Origin of the sequence: Clostridium pascui, from assembly GCF_016908015.1 — a bacterium.
Lineage (GTDB): Bacteria > Bacillota > Clostridia > Clostridiales > Clostridiaceae > Clostridium_AK > Clostridium_AK pascui.
Window position 1 is genome coordinate 1 of the sequence record NZ_JAFBDB010000011.1, and the last position, 20,331, is coordinate 20,331.

Sequence of the window (20,331 nt, forward strand, 5' to 3'; positions counted from 1 at the left end):
TGACTGATACTAATAGGTCGAGGGCTTGATCTAATTTATAGTACTCTGTGCAATTTTGAAAGAACATAGTTCTTTCTATAATATCTGGTGATTATAGCTTGAAGGTAACACCCGTACCCATTCCGAACACGAAGGTTAAGCTTCAAAGCGCCAATGGTACTGCCGGGGAGGCCCGGTGGGAGAGTAGGTTGTTGCCAGATAAAAAAATCCTGTGGTTTTACTACAGGATTTTTTTTATTTCCTTTAGTAAATCGTTATCATATAATTTTTTAAAACTGTAAATCGTTATCATGCAATTTTTTTAAAATTAAGTATTGACATGAGACTAAATGGTGGTATAATTTAACACAATAACAAAATCAAGTTATTAATATGACTATTTGGAGGAAAAACTCATGGAAAACCTAATTAAAAGAGGAATGACAAGTCAATATGCATATTACTTTAGAAACTGGGGTTATTTTTTTAACGCTGGTTATTTGGCTTGGCAAAAATCTATATGGTTTAATTCTAATGAGTTAATTAATACACAAGAAATAAATTTTCTGTAACTACAAAGTCATAGTGTATTACATTATAAAGATATTTAAAGAAGACTCATTAAAAAGGGTCTTCTTTTTTTATAAAAAAATTTTTAGGGGGCTATTTAAATGATTATCGTAATGAAACACAATGCATCAAGAGAAAGTATCGAGAGAATCAAGAAGGAAATTATTGAAAAAGGAGTTCAAGCAGAGGAAATCAAAGGAGAAAAGCGCTGCGTAATTGGTCTGGTTGGTGACACAAGTATCATTGACCCAGCACAAATAGAAGCAAATGAAGAAGTAGAAAAGATAATTCATGTGCAAGAGTCTTATAAAAAGGCAAATAGAATGTTCCATCCTGAAGACTCAATAATACCTGTAGGCAGTGAACTTATTGGGGGCACTAAGCTCGCTGTTATGGCAGGACCTTGTTCAGTAGAAAGTGAAGAACAAATCGTAGGACTTGCAGAAGAAATTAAAAAATCAGGAGCTACATTCCTAAGAGGAGGAGCCTTCAAGCCAAGAACTTCACCATATAGTTTCCAAGGGATGGGACTTGAAGGACTTGAACTTTTAAAAATAGCTAGAGAAAAGACAGGACTTCCAATAGTGAGCGAGATTATGTCTCCACAGTATATAGAAAGATTTGTAGAGGATGTAGATGTAATTCAAGTAGGAGCACGAAATATGCAAAACTTCGATCTTTTAAAGGAATTAGGTAAAACAAATAAACCAATACTTTTAAAGAGAGGATTAGCTGCTACTATTGATGAATTCTTAATGTCAGCAGAATATATAATGGCAGGTGGAAATGAAAATGTTATTTTATGTGAAAGAGGAATAAGAACCTATGAAACTTACACAAGAAATACCTTAGATTTAAGTGCCATTCCTATAATAAAGAAACACAGTCATCTACCAGTAATTGTGGATCCAAGTCATGCAGGAGGAATTTGGTGGCTTGTAGAACCACTAGCAAAGGCAGCTGTAGCAGTGGGAGCAGATGGACTTATGATAGAAGTTCATAATAATCCTGCAAAGGCATTAAGTGATGGATCGCAATCCCTTAAGCCTGAAAAGTTCAGTTCACTTATGCAGACATTATCTATAATAGCAAATGCAGTAGATAGAGAAATCTAAGGATATTAATAGGGGGCAAATATGAGGGGGCTAGATTTAAATATAACAATTGTAGGTCTGGGGCTTATGGGAGGATCCTATGCCCTAGCCCTAAAAAAATTAAAGCCAAAAAAGATTTACGCTATTGACATAGATGAGGAAGCCTTAAGCTTTGGGGAGAAGAGTGGGATTATTGATAAAGGCTTCACGGATCCTGAGATTCCTCTAAAAGAATCAGATTTAGTAATAATATGCGTTTATCCTAAAATGATAAAAGACTTTATTAAGAATAATATAGATAATTTTAAGTCAGGAGCAGTAATAACAGATATTACAGGAATAAAGAAGGAATTTGCTCAGGAAATAAATAATGTTTTAAGAGAAGACATAGATTTCGTTTTTGGACATCCAATGGCAGGAAAGGAATTTGAGGGAGTAAAATATGCTTCCGAGGAAATATTTAAAGGAGCAAACTATATAATAATTCCCACAGATAAAAATAAAGAAAAAAGCATAGAACTAATAGAAAATGTTTCAAGAAGTATTGGCTTTAAAAATGTAGAAAGGTTAAGCATAGAAAAACATGATGAAGTTATTGGCTTTGCAAGCCAGCTTCCTCATGTAATAGCAGTATCTTTGGTAAATAGTGATAACCTTGGTGTTGATATAGGGAAATTTACTGGTGATAGTTATAGAGATCTTACTAGAATTGCTAGAATAAATACAAAGCTATGGGCTGAACTTTTTATGGGAAATAAGGATAATTTAATTGCTCAAATAGAGAAATTTCAAGAAAATATAGCAAATATAAAAAATGCTTTAATAAATGATGAAGCTGAGGTTTTAGGACAAATTTTAAACAAGGCAAGAAAAAAAAGAGAGGAGATGTCCTAACTTATGGAACTTAGGATAAATCTTACTGAACAGAGTTACCCCATTTATATAGGAAGAGGGGTATTAGGACGATTAGGAGAAGAAATAAAGAAAATATATTCTAATAAAAAAATTGCTGTAGTAACAGATGAAAATGTAGACAAATTTTATGGAGAGAAAGTAAAATCTACGCTAGAAAAGTCAGGCTTTCAAGTCTTTAAAATAGTAGTAAAACCAGGGGAAAAAAGTAAATCAATAGAGGAACTTGTGAATTTGTATAATAATATTTTAGATGCAGAAATTACAAGAGGAGATCTTATAATTGCTCTTGGTGGAGGAGTTGTAGGTGATTTAACAGGCTTTGCAGCCTCTACACTTTTAAGGGGAATTCCATATATTCAGATACCAACTTCCCTTCTAGCGCAGATAGATAGTAGTATTGGTGGAAAAGTTGCTGTAGATTTACCAAGAGGAAAGAACTTGGTTGGAAACTTTTATCATCCACAGGCAGTTTTCATAGATCCAGATGTACTGGATACTTTGGATAAAAGGTTTTTTTATGATGGCATGGCAGAAGTAATAAAATATGGATGTATAAAAAATAAGGAATTGTTTTATAAGTTAATGGAATGTGATGAGAAGAGGATTCTAGAAAGCATTGAAGATATAATTTATACTTGCTGCTGTATAAAAAAAGAAGTGGTTGAAAAAGACGAAAAGGATAATCATGATAGAATGATTTTAAACTTTGGACACACCTTAGGGCATGCTATTGAAAAATACTATAACTTTGAAAAATATACCCATGGGGAAGCTGTTGCACTGGGGATGTACATCATAACTAAAAAAAGTGAGGAAATGAATCTAACTAAAAAAGGAACTGCTGAATTGATAGGGGAAGTTCTAAGTAAACATAACCTTGAACATGAAATTTACCTAGAAGATAGGGAGAGTATACTTAAAGCAATTTCTTTTGATAAAAAAAGCAAAGGAGAATTTATAGATATAATACTCCTAAAAGATATTGGAGAAAGCTTTATACACAAAATCGAAAAAGAAAAAATAAGTAGTTTTATTTAAAAATATACAAGCACGAAAGGAGATGACATAGTGGGGAATATAAGAATTACACCATCACCTTTAAAAGGAGATATAAAAATTCCACCTTCAAAAAGCTTAGCTCATAGGGCTGTTATATGTGCTGGACTTTCAGAAGGGATAAGTAATATAGATAACATTATATTTTCAGAGGACATTAAGGCTACCACAATGGGTATGGAGAGCCTTGGAATAGAAGTTAATAGAAAGGATGAAAGTATAAATATTAAGGGCAAATCAAAATTAAGCTTGGTAAACAGTATGATAAACTGTAATGAATCTGGTTCTACTTTGAGATTTTTAATACCATTAGCATTACTTACTGGAGAAGAGATAAGTTTTGAAGGAAGAGGAAAGCTTGTGTCGAGACCCTTAGATGTATATTATGAAATGTTCAAAAATCAAAACATACAATATGAAAACAATAATGGACAGCTGCCTCTAAAGGTAAAGGGATTCCTAAAGTCAGGTACCTTTTATGTTAAGGGAAATGTAAGTTCTCAATTTGTTACTGGACTTATGTTTGCGCTTCCATTATTAGAAGGAGATTCTAAAATAATAGTAACCACAGAATTAGAGTCTAAAGGGTACGTAGATTTAACTATAGATTGCATGGATAAGTTTGGAGTTAAAATAGAAAATAAGGGTTATAAAGAATTTTATATTAAAGGAAATCAAAAGTATATAAGCAGAGATTACAGAGTAGAAGGAGATTTTTCGCAGGCGGCCTTTTGGATAGTTGCAGGTATCCTTGGAGCTAATATAAAATGTAAGGATTTAAATTTAAATTCTCTCCAAGGAGATAAAATAATACTTGATATAGTAAAAGAAATGGGATCAAATATTAAGATTAGTGAAGATACTATAGAAGTTTGTAAGTCTCAAACAAAAGGAATTGTAATTAATGCTTCAGAATGTCCAGATCTTGTTCCTATAATTTCAGTACTAGGAGCATTAAGTGAAGGTACTACAAAAATAATAAACGCTGAAAGAGTTAGAATAAAGGAATGTGACAGACTTAAGGCTATGCAAACAGAGCTTACTAAAGTAGGAGCGGATATAGAAGAAACTGAAGATGGATTAATAATAAGGGGAAAGAGCTCATTAAAGGGTGGAACTGTAGACAGCTGGAATGACCATAGAATAGCAATGGCAATGGCAGTAGCATCAATTAAATGCGAAGAACCTATTATAATAACAAATAGTAATGCAGTTACAAAATCCTATCCGGAATTCTGGAAAGATTTTAAGATGCTGGGGGGGAATATAGATGAGTGGAGTGTGGGGTAGCAAAATAAAATACTCAATTTTTGGTGAATCTCATGGAGAGGCAATAGGAATTACAATAGATGGTTTAGAGCCAGGAATAGAGCTGGATTTAGAGGAGATAAATAGAGAAATGAGAAGACGTGCTCCAGGGAAAAACAAGTTGTCTACATCTAGGGAAGAAAAAGATGAATTTCAGATTTTAAGTGGTTATTTTAATAATAAAACTACTGGAACTCCACTCTGTGCTGTAATAAGAAATAGTGACCATCACTCAAAGGATTATGAAAAAACCAAAGATTTAATGAGGCCTGGACACGCTGATTATACAGGAAAAGTAAAGTTTAGCGGTTTCAATGACTATAGAGGAGGGGGGCATTTTTCAGGAAGAATTACTGCACCTATCGTTTTTGCTGGTGCTTTAGCAAAGCAAATTCTAAGCAGAAAAGGAATAATGATTGGGAGTCATATAAAGTCTATTGGAACTGTTGAAGAAGAATATTTCGATGAAGTTAATATTAAAGAAGATTTATTAAAGGAGCTATCACAAAAAGAGTTTCCAACTATAGATGAAGAAAAAAGTTTAAGTATGCAGGAAGAGATATTAAATGCAAGAGAAAACTTAGACTCAATAGGCGGAATAGTAGAATGTGCAATTTTAAATTTGCCGCCAGGGGTGGGGTCACCATTCTTTGGCTCAGTAGAGAGCATGCTAAGCAGTCTTTTATTCTCAATTCCAGCAGTTAAGGGGGTTGAGTTTGGAGCAGGCTTTAGAATATCTAAAATGAAAGGTTCAGGGGCAAATGATGAGTTTTATATTGAAAATAAGATAATTAAAACTTATACAAATAATAATGGTGGAATCTTAGGTGGAATTACAAACGGAATGCCAGTGATATTTAGAACAGCCTTTAAGCCGACTCCATCCATAGCACAAGAGCAGAGAACAGTAGATATTTGTAAGAATGAAAATACTACAATAGAAATTCAGGGTAGGCATGATCCTTGTATTGTACAGAGGGCTGTGCCAGTGGTAGAAGCAGCAGCAGCTATGGGTATATTAGAATTAGTGTAAAGGGGAATAATCTAATGGACATTTTGCAGAATTTGAGAAATGAAATTGATGAAATAGATAAACAGCTTGTAGAGTTATTTGAAAAGAGAATGGAGACAGTTTTAAAGGTAGCTCAATATAAGAAGGAAAATAATATACCTATATTAAATAAAAGTAGAGAAGATGAGGTTATTGAAAAAAACGTAAAGTTCTTAAAAAATAAAGGATTTAAGAGGGCAGAGGCAGAATTTTTAAAAAGTGTAATGACCATTAGCAGAAAGGCTCAAGCAAAGGAAATTTTTGAATATAATATAGAGATGAAAGATGATAAAAAAAGTGAACTTGAGTATTTAGTAAGTAATGAAGCTGCCTGTGTACCGAAAAAAGATAAAATAAATGTAGGCTTTCAAGGGGTACCAGGTTCTTTTAGCGAAGAAGCTTTATTAGAGTATTTTGGAGATGAGGTAACTATCCATAATGTGCGAGAATTTGAAGATATATTTAGAGCACTAAAAAATAATGAAATAGACTACGGAGTGCTTCCTATTGAGAACTCATCCACAGGAGGTATAGTAGAAGTATATGATCTTTTAAGAAAATACGGTTTTTTCATAGTTGGAGAGAGAACTATAAAGGTAAATCACAATCTTTTAGGAATAAAGGGAACCAAAATAGAAGATATAAAAGAAGTATATTCTCATCCTCAAGCTTTGCAGCAGAGCGGAGAGTTTCTAAAGGATTATTCTAATTGGGAGAAAATACCTTATAGAAACACAGCAGCTAGCGCAGAGTTAATAAAAAATGAAAACAGCAAATTAAAAGCTGCCATTGGCAGTAAAAGAGCTGGAGAAATTTATAATTTGGATATAATAGAGGAAAATATAAATTATAATAAGAATAACTATACAAGATTTATAGTTATTGGAAAGAACTTAGAGTTACAAAGTGATTATGATAAGATTAGTATAATACTTACTCTTCCCCATAAGGCAGGCTCTCTTTATAATATTTTAAGCATTTTTGCTGAATATAACTTAAGTTTGTTAAAAATAGAGTCAAGACCTATTGTAGATAAGTCCTTTGAATACTTTTTTTATATTGATTTTGAAGGAAATTTAGATAGTCAATCTGTAAAAGAGGCTATGGGAGAGCTTAGAAACAATAGCTATGATTTTAAGCTGCTTGGAAACTATAGAGCACACAGTATTAATAAATAATTAAATAGTGTACTTTATATAAAGATTAATAGTGAAACGGTGGATAATGTATATGAAAGGATTATGTGATAGTAGGTTAACTAAGAATATAGTGATAATTGGAATGCCTGGCTCGGGTAAAAGTACTATAGGAAAAGAGTTATCTAAAAGACTAAATATAGAGTTTTGTGATATAGATGAATATATAACTAAAAAAGATGGTAAAAGTATTCCGGAAATTTTCCAAAAGGGAGAGGAGCATTTTAGAAGTATTGAAAGCATAGCAGTGAAAGAGGTATCATCTAAAGTTCCTCAGGTCATAGCTACAGGAGGTGGGGTTATAAAAAGGGAGGAAAACATAAAAGCTTTAAGACAAAATGGGATTATAGTATTTCTTAATAGACCTGTAGATAACATAGCACAGGATGTGGATATAAAAAACAGACCTTTGTTAAAAGATGGGCCTGAAAAACTATATGAACTTTTTAAAGATAGGTATGAATTATATAATAAACATTGCGATTATAAAATAGAGAATGTCGACATGGAAGAATGCATAAAAAAGATTTTTGATTTCTTAAAGATTTCTAATCCTTTTCTGAAAGCTGATATTACTGAAACTAGTAGTGTTGAATAAATGAATATGTAACTTAAATAATCCAGTATATCCATAGTTTAGAGATACTGGATTAATTTAATTTGTGCATTTTACATTAACTCAAAAAACTTTTTCAAATCCTCTTGGGTATATATTATATAAGAATTAAACAAGGGGGAACACACAGATGAAGAAAAAGATGATTATTACAACTACTATATTAGCATTATTAACAATGGGTATAGTTCCAGTACGTTATGTATATGCTACAGGAGACAATTGGAATGATGTTATTTACCCAGGAGTTTATATAGAGAACATAGATGTAAGCGGTAAACAGTTTGTAGAGGCAGAAAAACTTATAAATGAAAAGTATGGAAAAGCATTACTTGCAAAAAAAGTTGAAATTCATGTAAATGATAAGATATATGTATTAGATTATAAAAAGATTGAAGCTAAATATAATATCAATAATGTTGTAAAAGAAGCTTTTAGTTATGGAAAACAAGGAAATGTAATTGAAAAATATAAGCTTATTAAGGGAGACCAAAAGAAAGAATATAAATTAAGTTTTACTTATAATTCAAAGCCTGTAGATGAATTAATTAATAAAATAGAACAAGAGATAAATAGAAATCCTGAAAATGCAAGAATATCTATAACCAATGGAAATATAATGATTACTCCTGAAGTTAATGGAGTAGAACTTCAAAAATATAAATTAAGACAAGCTATTGCAGCACAGATTAATGGAGAAATTTCAAAAGAAAATATTAAGATTAATGCACCAATTGAAACTATTAAGCCAGAGATTACTCAGGAAAAGTTAGCTGCTATTAATAGCCCTATTGCTTCTTATAGTACAAGCTTTTCTACTTCAACGGCAAATAGAATTAATAATATTAAACTAGCAACTAATGCTATCAATGGAACTGTTCTTATGCCAGGGGAAACCTTTAGCTTTAATGAAATAGTAGGAGAACGCACAGCTGAAAGAGGATATAAGTCAGCGGGAGTTATTATAGGAGATAAAGTAGAATCAGGTCTTGGTGGAGGCATTTGCCAGGTATCAAGCACCTTATATAATGCCATGTTAAAGTCTGGTATCAAATCTTCTGAGAGAAGAAATCACACATTATCTTTAGCCTATGTTCCTAAGGGACTAGATGCTACAGTAGATTGGGGAAATATAGATTTTAAATTTAAGAACACTTTAAATACACCTATATATATTGAAGGATATGTACAAAACAAAAATGTATACTTCAATATATATGCTGATAAGGAGTTGAAAAAAAGATCCTATGAAATGGCTACAGAGGTTTCAGTAGTACAGCCAACTATTAAATACACCGATGATGATAGCAGATTAGAAGGTGATAATTTAGTGACCAAATATGGTTCTAATGGATATAAAGTAAATGTGTATAGAAAAACCTTTGAAAACGGAAAACTAATTAATACAGAATTAGTTTCAAATGATTATTATACACCGGTAAATGGAGAAATAATAAGAGGTACTAAAAAGTAAATTGCATTGCAATTTACTTTTTTAGTGATAAGTTAAAGTACTACTGTTAGAGAAAATTTTATAATAAAATTCCATACATGGAACAAAAAACTTATTTCATCTTATTAGGGTATATATAGTAAGAACATTAATTAATCCGGATAAATTATGTTTGAGATAGGAGTGGCAAATTTGGATAAAGAATTATTGCAGAAAATCAGGGAGGGGGACAAAGAAGCTTTTCAACAATTGTATAACAAGTATGCAGAGTATTCATTAAGAACTGCATCGGCTATCACAAGAAATAAAATGAATGCTGCAGATGCTGTTCAAGAAACTTTTATAAGAATTTACAAAAATGTCGGAAGTTTTGATTTTGATAAACCTTTTGAGCCTTGGCTTTATAGAATCTTAGTCAATGAATGTAACAGAATACTTAGTAAAAACTCAAATACAATACTTGTAGATGATTTTATCCAAAATAATTTACAAGGGGTTATAGAAGATCAGCGTAAATTTGAGGAATACGAAAGTCTTTATAAAGCTATTGAAAGTCTTGATGATAATAATAAGATTCCTATAATTTTAAAATATTTAAAGGGATTTAAAGAAAACGAAATTGCTGAGATATTGGGTATTAATGTAAATACAATAAAATCTAGGCTCTTTAAAGGTAGACAAAGACTTAAAACATTAATAGAAAAACTTGAGAGAGGTAGTGAAAATTATGAATCAAATAGAAGATAAAAAAATAAAAGATGCTCTTCTTGAAGGAACAAAAGAGGTTACAGAACTTAAAAATATGGTATGGAGTAATATTGAAAGAGAATTGAATTTAGATATGAAGAGAAAGGAAATTGTTAAAAGGAAGAGAAATAAAATGTCAAGTTTCATGAAATATGGGAGCATTGCAGCAGCAATTACACTTGTTATAGGCTTAAATACAGAGTATGGTCAGGCTGCAGTGGATAAAATAAAAGAATTATTTGTTCCAAATAAAGTTGTTAAACAGCAAATAGAAGGTATGGATGAAGATAGCAATGTAGCTTTAAAGGAGGGCTCAGCAAAATATATAATTTATATTGATGAAGAAAGATACACTATGACAAAAATGGATGGAAATGATAAAATAGCTGCAAAGATAAAGGGAGAAAATACACCAGAAGTGTTTATGGAAATTACCCAAGTAGAGGGAAAAAAGCCAGATGCAATAGCTTCTCAAATTCAAGACGAACTTAAGGGCAAATATCAAAAGGTTGAAAATAGGGGCGTAGTTAATTATCCACTAAAGTCTACATTAATATATGCAAATAGCGGAATGAATTTCAATAGCACAGTTCTAAGATACTATTTAGTTGATAATACAAAGGGAGGAACCTTTGTAATTAAACAGCAGTTATTTATTGAAGCTGAAGAGGGACATGGAGCAAGAATGGATAACATGCTTAAGGAGTTTAAGATAATAGAATAGTGCCACCCACGTGGCAAGTGGCAAGTTAATGGTATTTGCCAAAAGAATAAAATAATTCACTGATAAAAATAAAAGCAGTCCATATGGGCTGTTTTTTATGCAATTAAATCTGTTAATAAGCCAAATAATTTCAGAAGATTTATGAAGGGTACTTTTGTTTTATGTAGAATACTATTAAATAGGTTTTTAGATTAGGAGGGTTATGAATGTATAAAATAGAATCTCATGTAGTTATGACAACAACAGAGGATTACATTGAAAATTATGTGGATGTACCTAAATTTTTAGGTTACTGTAAGAAGTGTGATAGTTACGGGAAAAATTGGTCTTGTCCAGAGTTTAATTTTGACGCTGAAGGAGTATGGGAAAAGTATAAGTATGTTTACATAATAGGAACAAAGGTTATATTTGATAAAGATGTAATCAATAGTTTAGAGGATATAGAGATAGCAAAAGAGCAAATGCAAGAAGCTCTTTGGAAGGAAAAGAAAGTTTTAATGGAGAAGCTTTGGAAGCTAGAAGAAGATTATCCAGGTGCTATCAGTTTAGCTGCAGGAAGCTGCAAGCTTTGTAAAATTTGTCAAAGAAAGATAGATAAGCATTGTATTCATCCTGATAAGATGAGATACTCCATAGAGTCTATTGGGGGAGATGTAGGAAAGACATTAAGCAAATTGCTAGGGATAGAACTTCAATGGGCAAAGGATGGAAAATTACCAGAATACTACACGCTTGTTAGTGGGTTGTTGACAAATAAAGATGATATTACAATAGAAATTTAAGTTAATAGACAATCAAAAAGAACTGCTTAAAGGTGGTTCTTTTTTTGTGTGAAATTTAAGTATAAATATAATATAAAGATTAATTAATTTCATGGAAATATTAAGTGTTTCATATGATATAATATACTATATAGTGGAGAAATATGTATTTAATACATAAAAAAACGATGAAATTTACATATTATGTAAATAATTGACTATCAAACAAATAAGGGGGGCGGACAGACATGGCAGTAAAGATTGTTGCAGATAGTAGTTGTGATTTATCAAGGGAATTGAAGGAAAATATGAATATTGACATTGCTCCTTTAATTTTGCAATTAGGAGATAAAAATTATTTAGATGATGAAAGCTTAGATATAAGAGACTATGTTAAGGCTATGGGTGAGAGTGAAAATTCACCTAAAACATCGTGCCCATCTCCAGAAGATTATATGAAAAGATACCAAGGGGATGAAAGTATTTTTGTAGTTACCTTATCCAATAAATTAAGTGGAAGCTATAATAGCGCAATTCTAGCTAAGAACATATTTTTAGAAGAAGTAGGCCAAAAGTTTATTCATGTATTTGACTCTTTAAGTGCTTCAGCTGGGGAAACCTTAATTGCACTTAAAATCAATGAATTGGCTAAGAAAAACCTTAGCGATATAGAAATTCTAGAAAAAGTTACAAGTTATATAAAAGAAATGAAGACTTTTTTCTTATTAGAAAGCTTAGATCATCTAGCAAAGGCAGGAAGACTAAATCCTATTGTTGCTAAACTCGCAAACATGTTATCCATTAAGTCTATTATGGGAGCTACAGAAGAAGGCACTATAAAGTTGGTTGAAAAAACAAGAGGATATAAAAAAGCTTTTAAAAGATTTGTAGAAATTATTGGAGAAGAGGGCAGTAACCTAGAAGAAAAAGTACTTGGAATTGCACATTGTAATGCTCTAGACAAGGCCTTGAATTTTAAGGACGAGATACTAAGGAAATATAATTTTAAAGATATAGTTATTGTTGAAATGGGTGGATTAAGCTCAACATATGCAGATGATGGCGGAATAGTTGTAGCTTTTTAGATATTGCTAGAGAAAAAATTATAGAATAATAGGAGCATTAAAATAACATGATTGCAGAAATATTTGAGAAAAGAAACTTTTCGATACTAGTAGCAGATGATTCTAGATTTATGAGATATACAATGAGAAATCTTTTAGAAGAAGAAGGATATAATGTTATTGAAGCAGAAAATGGTAATCAAGCACTCAAACTCTTTTTAGAGCAGAAACCAGACATTATTTTAATGGATTATTTAATGCCAGATTTAAATGGTATTAATGCTTGCGCACGGCTGCAGAAATTGCCTGGAGGAAATAGCACTCCTGTTATTATAATTACTTCCATAGAAGATGAAGACTCCATAAATCTAGCCTTTGAAGCTGGAGCTACTGATTATATTAGCAAACCAATAAATTGGGCTGTCTTACGAAAACGTATAAGTCGGTTACTATATACAAAATATACTGAAAAAAATCTTAATCAGGAGGAGGCATTTGCAAGTTCAATAATTGATAATGCTACTGAAGGAATTGTAAGCATAGATAGTAATGGGAATATTAAATACATCAATAATGCGGTTCAACAAATATTCCAATATAATTCTAGAGAATTAGTTGGGAAAAACATTAATATACTTATTTCAGAATTTAATTACAGACATAATACATTAGCAAATAATAATATAGAGTTAAATGGTTATAGAAAAGATAAGTCAATTTTACCTCTTGAACTTACGATAAGCAAGTTTGGCGTAGGTGAGGAGGAATTTTTCACTCTTATTTTTAGAGATATTACCGAAAGAAAAAATTATGAGAAAATAATAAAACATCATGCATTTTACGATTATCTAACAGAACTACCTAATCGGTTTTTATTAAAAAAACGCGTAAACATCGAAATTGCTAAAAGTAAGTCTGTTAATAGAAAATTTGCTATATTGTATCTTGATTTAGACAGATTTAAGTTTGTAAATGATACTCTTGGGCATGATGTTGGAGATAAGTTATTGCAACAAATTGCTGAAAGATTAAAAAAACATATACTTCCAGCTGACACTATTGCTAGAATAGGAGGCGACGAGTTTATAATTTTATTGTCTAAAATCACTTGTAAGGAAGATATAATCAAATTATCAAGAAAGCTTATTAGTGTGGTTAAAGAGCCATTAATGATAGATTCTCATGAAATTTATATATCTGCAAGTATTGGAATTGCTATTTATCCAGAACATGGTGAAGATAGTACCACTTTAATATCTAATGCTGATGTTGCTATGTATGAAGCTAAAAAAATGGGTAGAAGTAGCTTTGAATTTTATACAGAGTCTTTAAGTGAAAAAGCTCTAGAGCGATTAAATTTAGAAAATAGCTTACGTCATGCCTTGGAAAAAAATGAATTTACAGTATATTATCAGCCTAAGGTGCATGCTAAAACAGAGAAGTTAATTGGAGCAGAAGCTTTGATACGCTGGAAACACTCAAGTTTAGGATTGATTGCACCTGATAAATTTATACCTTTAGCTGAAGAAACGGGATTAATTATACCTATTGGAGAGTGGGTATTGCGTACTGCTTGCACACAGAACAAAGCACTACAAGACTTAGGATTTCCTCCTTTAACTATATCTGTTAACCTTTCCACACTTCAATTTCATTTACAAGATTTAAAAAAGGTTGTACAGGAAGTATTAAAGGAAACAGGATTAGAGCCTCAATACTTAGAGCTAGAAATTACAGAAAGTATAGCTATGCAAAATGTAGAGTATACTATTAAAACTATTAATGAAATAAAGGAAATGGGGGTAAAATTTTCTATAGATGATTTTGGAACCGGATACTCATCCTTAAGTAAGTTAAATAGTTTATCTGTAGATAAATTAAAAATAGATAAGTCTTTTGTAAGTGAAATAGGTGGAGAAAAAAATGATTCCATAATTGCTTCAATAATTATGTCACTAGGGAAAAGCCTTGAATTAGAGGTAGTTGCTGAAGGTGTAGAAACTCAAGAGCAAGTTGATTTTTTAAAAGAAAATACTTGTGATGAAATGCAAGGTTATTTTTTTGGAAGGCCTATGTGCGGCGAAGATTTCATTGAATTTTTCAATGGAAAACTTAAAGAAAATTAAAAATATTATAAAATGGGCTGTCGTACTAATTTTTAGTGCGACAGCCCATTTTATAGAAAAAAACTATACCTATAGGTGAAAGTTATTAACAAAATATTAATAAAAATGAGATATAACTGTTATATTGCTTTGATAATATATTTATGGAAAACATTAGAATATAAGGAATTAAAGTGTATGATTTTCTATAGTTGTTACAATATGTACATAAAGTGGGCACAAACTTTAAAATTTGGACAAGTTTATTTAAATATAAACATTATTAAAAAGAATGGAAGGTGACAAGTATTGGAAGCAAATTTAAAGCAAAAACTCAAGAACTTATCTGTAAAAAAGTATTTTAAATTAATGATTGTTCTTGCTATATTAGCTTTATTGACTAGCTTAGCTTTTACGAACAAAACTATTAAGCAAAAGTTATTTGGAAAAAAGACAGCAGTGGTTCAAAGAACAGCAACTGTAAAAAGAGGTAATATACAAGAATTTGTGTCTGGCTCTAATTCTATTTATTTCCCCAATTCTAAAATACTTTATTCCAAAATTGGCGCTACAGTTACAAAAATAAATTTTAAAGAAGGGGATACTGTTAAAGCTGGAGATATAATAGCTGAATTTGATGCTTCAGATTTTGAGTCAACTCTTTCTACAAGTACTAATGAACTTCTACAAAATCAATTAACAGCTAGTGCGAACAATGAAGCTGTAGAAAATCTGACGATAAAAGCTTCTCTAACAGGCAATGTAACTAATATAGCAGTTAGTGAAGGAGATAAAGTTCAAGCTGGAGGAACAGTGATCACTATAACTGATACTTCTAAGTTAAAGGTAACGCTAACATATAATGAAACAGATGTTAAAAAGGTTTCTAAGGGGCAATCAGCAAATGTAAACTTAACTTCCTTAATGCAGTCAGTAAATGGAATTGTAACTTATATAAGCAGTGAGCCAACTGTTGCTACAGCTGGTGGAAAGGTTTACGCTGTTGAGATTCAAATGAATAATCCAGGTACACTAACTGAAGGAATGACTGCTAGTGCAGAAATTAATACTTCAAAAGGAGAGGTATCTAGTACAAATACAGCAGCATTAAGCTATATAAACAAACAAACAGTTACAAGTGTAACTGGAGGAACAGTTAAAAGTATTTCTGTTAGAGAAAATCAAAAAATTTCAGCTGGTACTGTAGTAATGAAGATGGAAAATGACGACCTAATTAGAAATAAGCAATCTTCAGATTTAAAAATAACAAGTTCACAAGAAAAAATTGCTTTAAGTTCAAAGCAGCTTGAATACTATAAAATAGTTTCGCCTATTGACGGAGTTATAACAAAGATTAATTTTAAAGTTGGTGACACTGTAAAGTCTGGAGATGAAGTAGCTAATGTTTCAGATCCTACTGAAATGGATTTTGATGTATCTGTAGATGAACTTGATATAGCAAAGATTTCTGTTGGCCAAAAGGTAAATATAACTATTGATGCAATGGAAGAGACGGAAGCAACTCCCCTAATTGGAAAGGTTATTAAGATTGCTGTTGAAGGGACTGCATCTAATGGAGTAACAAGTTTTCCAGTAACTATAAAAATAGATGATAAACTTGATAAGATTAAAGGTGGCATGAATGCAAATGCTGAAATAGAAGTAAACAATAAGCAAAATGTTTTATATATTCCAATAGAAGCTGTAACAACATCTGAGAAGAAAAACTATGTTTGGGTTAAAGAAGGAGAAGGCAATACTAAGTCAGGAACCGCTCCACAAAATACTGAAAATAAAAATGGAGCATTAAGCAACGATAGTAACAAGAGAGGGAATGCAGTTTTGCAAGATTTAAAACAGAATAATGGATCTAGTGGATCTGAAAACTATTATGCCAATGCAGTAAGAAAAGAAATTCAAATGGGAGTAAACAATGATTCCTATATTGAAATTAAAGGTGGGTTAAATGAAGGAGATGTAGTGATTTTACCTCAAAATAAAGCTTCAGGTGCAAGTGAGAAAACAACTAATAAAAACGGTATGAGTGGGGGGATGCCTGTAGGTGGGGTTAGAGTTCAACAAGGCCCTGGAGGTGGATTTTAATGATTCGCATAACCAATATGTCTAAGATCTATACCATGGGCGAAAATAAGGTAATAGCACTTAATAATATAAATTTGCATATAAAACCTCATGAATTTGTAGCTATAGTAGGTCCTTCAGGATCAGGTAAATCCACACTTATGAATATGTTGGGATGTTTAGATGTACCCACTTCAGGTAGTTATAAGTTAGATGGTGAAGAAGTTAGCAAATTAAAACAAGATAAATTAGCTCAAATAAGGAACTGTAAAATTGGATTTATATTTCAAAAATATAACTTACTTCAAAAGTTATCATCCTTAGAAAATGTAGAACTTCCACTGCTTTATCAAGGTATAAATGCTAAGGAAGCTAAGAAAAGATCCAAGGAATCCTTAAAAATTGTTGGTCTTAGTGAAAGAATGAACAATAAACCCAATGAGCTTTCTGGAGGACAGCAGCAAAGAGTAGCCATAGCAAGAGCCTTAGTTACAAAGGCACCAGTGTTATTAGCTGATGAACCTACTGGAGCACTAGATAGCAAAACAGGTATAGAAGTAATTGGGATTTTGAAGAAACTTAATTCAGAAGGACATACAGTGGTACTTATAACTCACGATAATAGTCTTGCTATGCAGGCTAAACGTATTATAAGAATACAAGATGGAGAAATTATCGAGGATAAGGAGATGATATAGTGAGATTTGCACAAATCTATAAAATGGCCATAAAGAGCATTGCTGCAAACAAAGTAAGGTCTTTTCTTACAATGCTAGGTGTTATTATTGGCGTTTCTTCGGTAATTATTGCTGTAGGCTTTGCTCAAGGCAGTACTAGTAATATAACTAATTCTCTTTCTAGTCTTGGTACAAACTTAATTAATATTAATATAATTGGGAGAGGAAGTAATAGAAATGTTAGTTACGATGATCTTTCAAAATTTCAAAAGGAAAATAGTAATATAATTGCAAGTATATCTCCTCAGGCTTCTACTAATGCTACAGTAAAAGCAGGCAATAAAAGCAGAAGCACTGCTATTTTAGGTACTAGCCCTGAATATGCAGATATTAATAGTGTTACTGTCCAAGACGGTAGATTTTTAATGCAGCTAGATTTAGATTACAACCAAAAGATAGCAGTAGTAGGCACAGCAGTTATAAACGACATTTTTAGTGGGGATAACCCAATAGGCAAAAATATTAAAATATCTGGGCAGCAGTTTAAAGTGGTAGGTGTGCTTACGCAAACTGCAAATGGAGCAGATTCCTCAACAGATGATAGAGTCATTATACCAGTAAGCCTTGCAACAAGACTAAGCCAATCAGCAACCATAAGAAATTTTTCAGCTAAAGCAACTAGTGCTGAAACTGTAGACGAGGCAGTTACAATTTTAACAGAATTTCTTACTAAAACTTTTAAGAACTCTGATGCATTTAGAGTAACAAATATGGAGCAAGTACTAGAAACGCTTAATTCTGTTACGTCAACTATGACTACAGTGCTTGCAGGTATAGCAGCTATATCTCTTATAGTAGGCGGTATAGGTATAATGAATATTATGCTAGTATCTGTAACTGAAAGAACTAGAGAAATAGGAGTAAGAAAGGCTATAGGTGCAAAAAAATCAAATATACTTACTCAATTTTTAATTGAATCTATAGTAATTACTGGAATAGGTGGAATAGCTGGGATTTTCTTTGGAGTAGGTGTTATAAAATTTGTTATTGGTGGATTTAACCTTGCACCAGAAGTATATTCCATACCATGGATAGTGGCTTCCTTTGCAATCTCACTTGTAATAGGTATAATTTTCGGAATGTATCCTGCAAACAAGGCTGCAAATTTAAATCCAGTAGATGCATTAATGTATGAATAAAATAGCAATAAAGGATGGTGTGAAAATGAAACTAAAAAAGTCTAGAATTAGCTTGATGTTAGCTCTTGCAATGTTATTTACTATAATCGGATCTTCCTTGGTTTCTGCAGAAACTTTAGAGTATACATCAGCACTTACAAGATTGCAGGGACTGGGTATTATTAATTCATCTGTAACTGATTCTAATAAGATTGTTACAAGAGGAGAGTTTGTAAAGTCTATAGTTATAGCTGAGGGTTTAGGAAATACGGCTAAAAATTCCAAGGGAACAACTATATTCCCGGATATAGATTCAAATAGCGAACTAAGTGGATATATAAATGTTGGCCTTAATTTAGGAACTAAGCAGGGAGTAAATCAAGGAGTAGTTTATGGTACTCCAAACGGAACTTTTCAAGAAGATAAAGCTGTGAGTTATGGAGAAGCTTGCACAATGCTTATAAGACTTCTTGGGTATAAAGACTCAGATGAGGAATTACAGGGAGCATCCTGGCCAAATAATTATATTCAAGAAGCATCAACACTGGACTTAACAGAAGGTATTACATTGAATAAAAATGATAAATTAACTGTTGGAGTGGAAGCACTAATGCTTGATAGACTTTTTGATTCTGTAATGAAGAAATCAAGTTCAACAGAAAGTGATAAGTTTTTCTCAGATAATTACTATAGTGATACTACAGTGACAGGAAAATTAGTTGAGACTTTAATACTTGGAAATTCAAAGACTTCAGATAATCTATCAGAAAGTCAAATATTAACAGATACAGGTAGCTATACATTAAAAAGAGGAGTTGCAGCACCTGAAATTGGGGGCAAATATAAACTATATATTGATGGTACTGTTATTACAAAGGTTTCACCAAAAGAAAATACTTTGGTAAATTATGCTGTATCAGAAGTATCCGATTCGACTATAACTTATATTGATGAAAATGGCTCATCTCAAACTATGTCACTGCCAAAGGCTTCAGCATATTATTATCATGGAGAAAATATAGATTATAATGTTGCGATTAAAGCACTTCAGCCATATTCTTCAATAATACTAGCGAAGGATGGCAATGGTGATAATGATTATTGTGTTATTATTGATCCGGTTTTCAGTAATGAACCTTTAATATATAAATATGATAATAAAGAAATTACTAAATTGATGAGCGATGCCAACTATGACTATATTTATAGAATTAGAGATAATGACGGACGTAAGTATTTGCCTAGTGATGAAATAACATATTATGACAATGATGTAGTTTATTTAGTTTCTGATTTATGGAAAAGAAATAGCTTTATTTACGTATATAATAATATTGTTTACGGAGAAATTAAATCCATTTCGCCAAATAGATTTAATCCTAGTAGTATTACGTTGGAAGAAGATGGGATGGAGACGAAAAATTATACATTTAGCAACTATTTTAATAAAAATAGACTAAATATCGATAAATCTAATAATTTACTTAATACTGGGAATACTAGAGTTTTTATTTTAGGTATAAACGGTGAAATATTGGATATATATGAGTAAAGATACTGGCCTAATGACAAGTTAAATAAAAAGTTTATAATACCAGCAAAGAGCTTCCTAGGAAATAGGAGGCTCTTTCATATCTTGAAAATTATAACATATGTATGACATTCATGAAGGAATCTCTTCTGTAATTTTATATAGTAATTAAAATATTAAATATTCATACTAATAATGTACCAAAATATATACGGAAAAATGGA

At 31.6% G+C, this 20,331-nt stretch carries 18 protein-coding genes and 1 rRNA gene; all 19 read left to right on the forward strand.

The genetic code is table 11. The features are described from left to right. Positions 1-83: 83 nt before the first annotated feature. Positions 84-200, forward strand: a 5S ribosomal RNA gene (gene rrf, locus JOC70_RS17995). Between the two features lie 195 nt (positions 201-395). Then, a complete protein-coding gene (locus JOC70_RS18000; protein WP_204600255.1) occupies positions 396-551 on the forward strand; it encodes a hypothetical protein in 156 nt (51 codons plus the stop codon). Positions 552-650: 99 nt separating this feature from the next. Beyond that, a complete protein-coding gene (aroF, locus tag JOC70_RS18005) occupies positions 651-1,664 on the forward strand; it encodes a 3-deoxy-7-phosphoheptulonate synthase (RefSeq protein WP_204600256.1) in 1,014 nt (337 codons plus the stop codon). A gap of 21 nt (positions 1,665-1,685) precedes the next feature. After that, complete coding sequence (locus JOC70_RS18010; RefSeq protein WP_204600257.1) at positions 1,686-2,537, forward strand: prephenate dehydrogenase; 852 nt, start codon at positions 1,686-1,688, stop codon at positions 2,535-2,537. 3 nt (positions 2,538-2,540) lie between these two features. Beyond that, complete coding sequence (aroB, locus tag JOC70_RS18015; protein ID WP_204600258.1) at positions 2,541-3,596, forward strand: 3-dehydroquinate synthase; 1,056 nt, start codon at positions 2,541-2,543, stop codon at positions 3,594-3,596. Positions 3,597-3,626: 30 nt separating this feature from the next. Continuing rightward, on the forward strand, positions 3,627-4,904 hold the full coding sequence (gene aroA / locus JOC70_RS18020; protein ID WP_204600259.1) for a 3-phosphoshikimate 1-carboxyvinyltransferase: 1,278 nt from the start codon (positions 3,627-3,629) through the stop codon (positions 4,902-4,904). After that, positions 4,885-5,955 (forward strand): chorismate synthase, encoded by a 1,071-nt coding sequence (gene aroC, locus JOC70_RS18025; RefSeq protein ID WP_204600260.1) that lies wholly within the window; start codon positions 4,885-4,887, stop codon positions 5,953-5,955. The genes aroA and aroC overlap by 20 nt, the downstream gene beginning before the upstream one ends. A 14-nt stretch (positions 5,956-5,969) precedes the next feature. Further along, complete coding sequence (gene pheA, locus JOC70_RS18030) at positions 5,970-7,151, forward strand: prephenate dehydratase (RefSeq protein WP_204600261.1); 1,182 nt, start codon at positions 5,970-5,972, stop codon at positions 7,149-7,151. Between the two features lie 52 nt (positions 7,152-7,203). After that, positions 7,204-7,767, forward strand: coding sequence for a shikimate kinase (locus tag JOC70_RS18035; protein ID WP_204600262.1), 564 nt, complete (start codon positions 7,204-7,206; stop codon positions 7,765-7,767). Positions 7,768-7,915: 148 nt separating this feature from the next. Then, positions 7,916-9,259, forward strand: a complete 1,344-nt coding sequence (locus JOC70_RS18040) for a VanW family protein (RefSeq protein WP_204600263.1) — start codon at positions 7,916-7,918, stop codon at positions 9,257-9,259. Positions 9,260-9,430: 171 nt separating this feature from the next. Continuing rightward, entirely contained in the window at positions 9,431-9,985 is a 555-nt protein-coding gene (locus tag JOC70_RS18045; RefSeq protein WP_243429189.1) for an RNA polymerase sigma factor, read from the forward strand. Continuing rightward, positions 9,966-10,709: a hypothetical protein gene (locus JOC70_RS18050; RefSeq protein WP_204600265.1), complete on the forward strand. Its 744-nt coding sequence runs from the start codon at positions 9,966-9,968 to the stop codon at positions 10,707-10,709. Before JOC70_RS18045 ends, JOC70_RS18050 begins: the two co-directional genes overlap by 20 nt. A 206-nt stretch (positions 10,710-10,915) precedes the next feature. After that, positions 10,916-11,491 carry a DUF2284 domain-containing protein gene (locus JOC70_RS18055; protein WP_204600266.1) on the forward strand — a complete coding sequence of 192 codons (576 nt, stop codon included), beginning with the start codon at positions 10,916-10,918 and terminating at the stop codon, positions 11,489-11,491. A gap of 227 nt (positions 11,492-11,718) precedes the next feature. Next, on the forward strand, positions 11,719-12,555 hold the full coding sequence (locus JOC70_RS18060; protein ID WP_204600267.1) for a DegV family protein: 837 nt from the start codon (positions 11,719-11,721) through the stop codon (positions 12,553-12,555). A 47-nt stretch (positions 12,556-12,602) separates the two neighbouring features. Then, complete coding sequence (locus JOC70_RS18065) at positions 12,603-14,660, forward strand: GGDEF domain-containing response regulator (protein ID WP_204600268.1); 2,058 nt, start codon at positions 12,603-12,605, stop codon at positions 14,658-14,660. Between the two features lie 288 nt (positions 14,661-14,948). Further along, positions 14,949-16,742: an efflux RND transporter periplasmic adaptor subunit gene (locus tag JOC70_RS18070; protein WP_204600269.1), complete on the forward strand. Its 1,794-nt coding sequence runs from the start codon at positions 14,949-14,951 to the stop codon at positions 16,740-16,742. Next, positions 16,742-17,419: an ABC transporter ATP-binding protein gene (locus JOC70_RS18075; protein ID WP_204600270.1), complete on the forward strand. Its 678-nt coding sequence runs from the start codon at positions 16,742-16,744 to the stop codon at positions 17,417-17,419. Before JOC70_RS18070 ends, JOC70_RS18075 begins: the two co-directional genes overlap by 1 nt. Beyond that, positions 17,419-18,597 (forward strand): ABC transporter permease, encoded by a 1,179-nt coding sequence (locus JOC70_RS18080; protein WP_204600271.1) that lies wholly within the window; start codon positions 17,419-17,421, stop codon positions 18,595-18,597. Before JOC70_RS18075 ends, JOC70_RS18080 begins: the two co-directional genes overlap by 1 nt. A 25-nt stretch (positions 18,598-18,622) precedes the next feature. Then, positions 18,623-20,128, forward strand: coding sequence for a hypothetical protein (locus tag JOC70_RS18085; RefSeq protein WP_204600272.1), 1,506 nt, complete (start codon positions 18,623-18,625; stop codon positions 20,126-20,128). The last annotated feature ends 203 nt before the right edge of the window (positions 20,129-20,331 follow it).

Excerpts from the sequence above, each read along its gene's own strand:
- JOC70_RS18050 (WP_204600265.1), top strand. The coding sequence starts at position 9,966 with ATGAATCAAATAGAAGATAAAAAAATAAAAGATGCTCTTCTTGAAGGA.
- aroC (WP_204600260.1), top strand. The coding sequence starts at position 4,885 with ATGAGTGGAGTGTGGGGTAGCAAAATAAAATACTCAATTTTTGGTGAA.
- JOC70_RS18000 (WP_204600255.1), top strand. The coding sequence starts at position 396 with ATGGAAAACCTAATTAAAAGAGGAATGACAAGTCAATATGCATATTAC.
- aroB (WP_204600258.1), top strand. The coding sequence starts at position 2,541 with ATGGAACTTAGGATAAATCTTACTGAACAGAGTTACCCCATTTATATA.
- aroF (WP_204600256.1), top strand. The coding sequence starts at position 651 with ATGATTATCGTAATGAAACACAATGCATCAAGAGAAAGTATCGAGAGA.
- JOC70_RS18075 (WP_204600270.1), top strand. The coding sequence starts at position 16,742 with ATGATTCGCATAACCAATATGTCTAAGATCTATACCATGGGCGAAAAT.
- JOC70_RS18040 (WP_204600263.1), top strand. The coding sequence starts at position 7,916 with ATGAAGAAAAAGATGATTATTACAACTACTATATTAGCATTATTAACA.
- JOC70_RS18065 (WP_204600268.1), top strand. The coding sequence starts at position 12,603 with ATGATTGCAGAAATATTTGAGAAAAGAAACTTTTCGATACTAGTAGCA.
- JOC70_RS18010 (WP_204600257.1), top strand. The coding sequence starts at position 1,686 with ATGAGGGGGCTAGATTTAAATATAACAATTGTAGGTCTGGGGCTTATG.
- JOC70_RS18055 (WP_204600266.1), top strand. The coding sequence starts at position 10,916 with ATGTATAAAATAGAATCTCATGTAGTTATGACAACAACAGAGGATTAC.
- JOC70_RS18060 (WP_204600267.1), top strand. The coding sequence starts at position 11,719 with ATGGCAGTAAAGATTGTTGCAGATAGTAGTTGTGATTTATCAAGGGAA.
- JOC70_RS18085 (WP_204600272.1), top strand. The coding sequence starts at position 18,623 with ATGAAACTAAAAAAGTCTAGAATTAGCTTGATGTTAGCTCTTGCAATG.
- pheA (WP_204600261.1), top strand. The coding sequence starts at position 5,970 with ATGGACATTTTGCAGAATTTGAGAAATGAAATTGATGAAATAGATAAA.
- JOC70_RS18035 (WP_204600262.1), top strand. The coding sequence starts at position 7,204 with ATGAAAGGATTATGTGATAGTAGGTTAACTAAGAATATAGTGATAATT.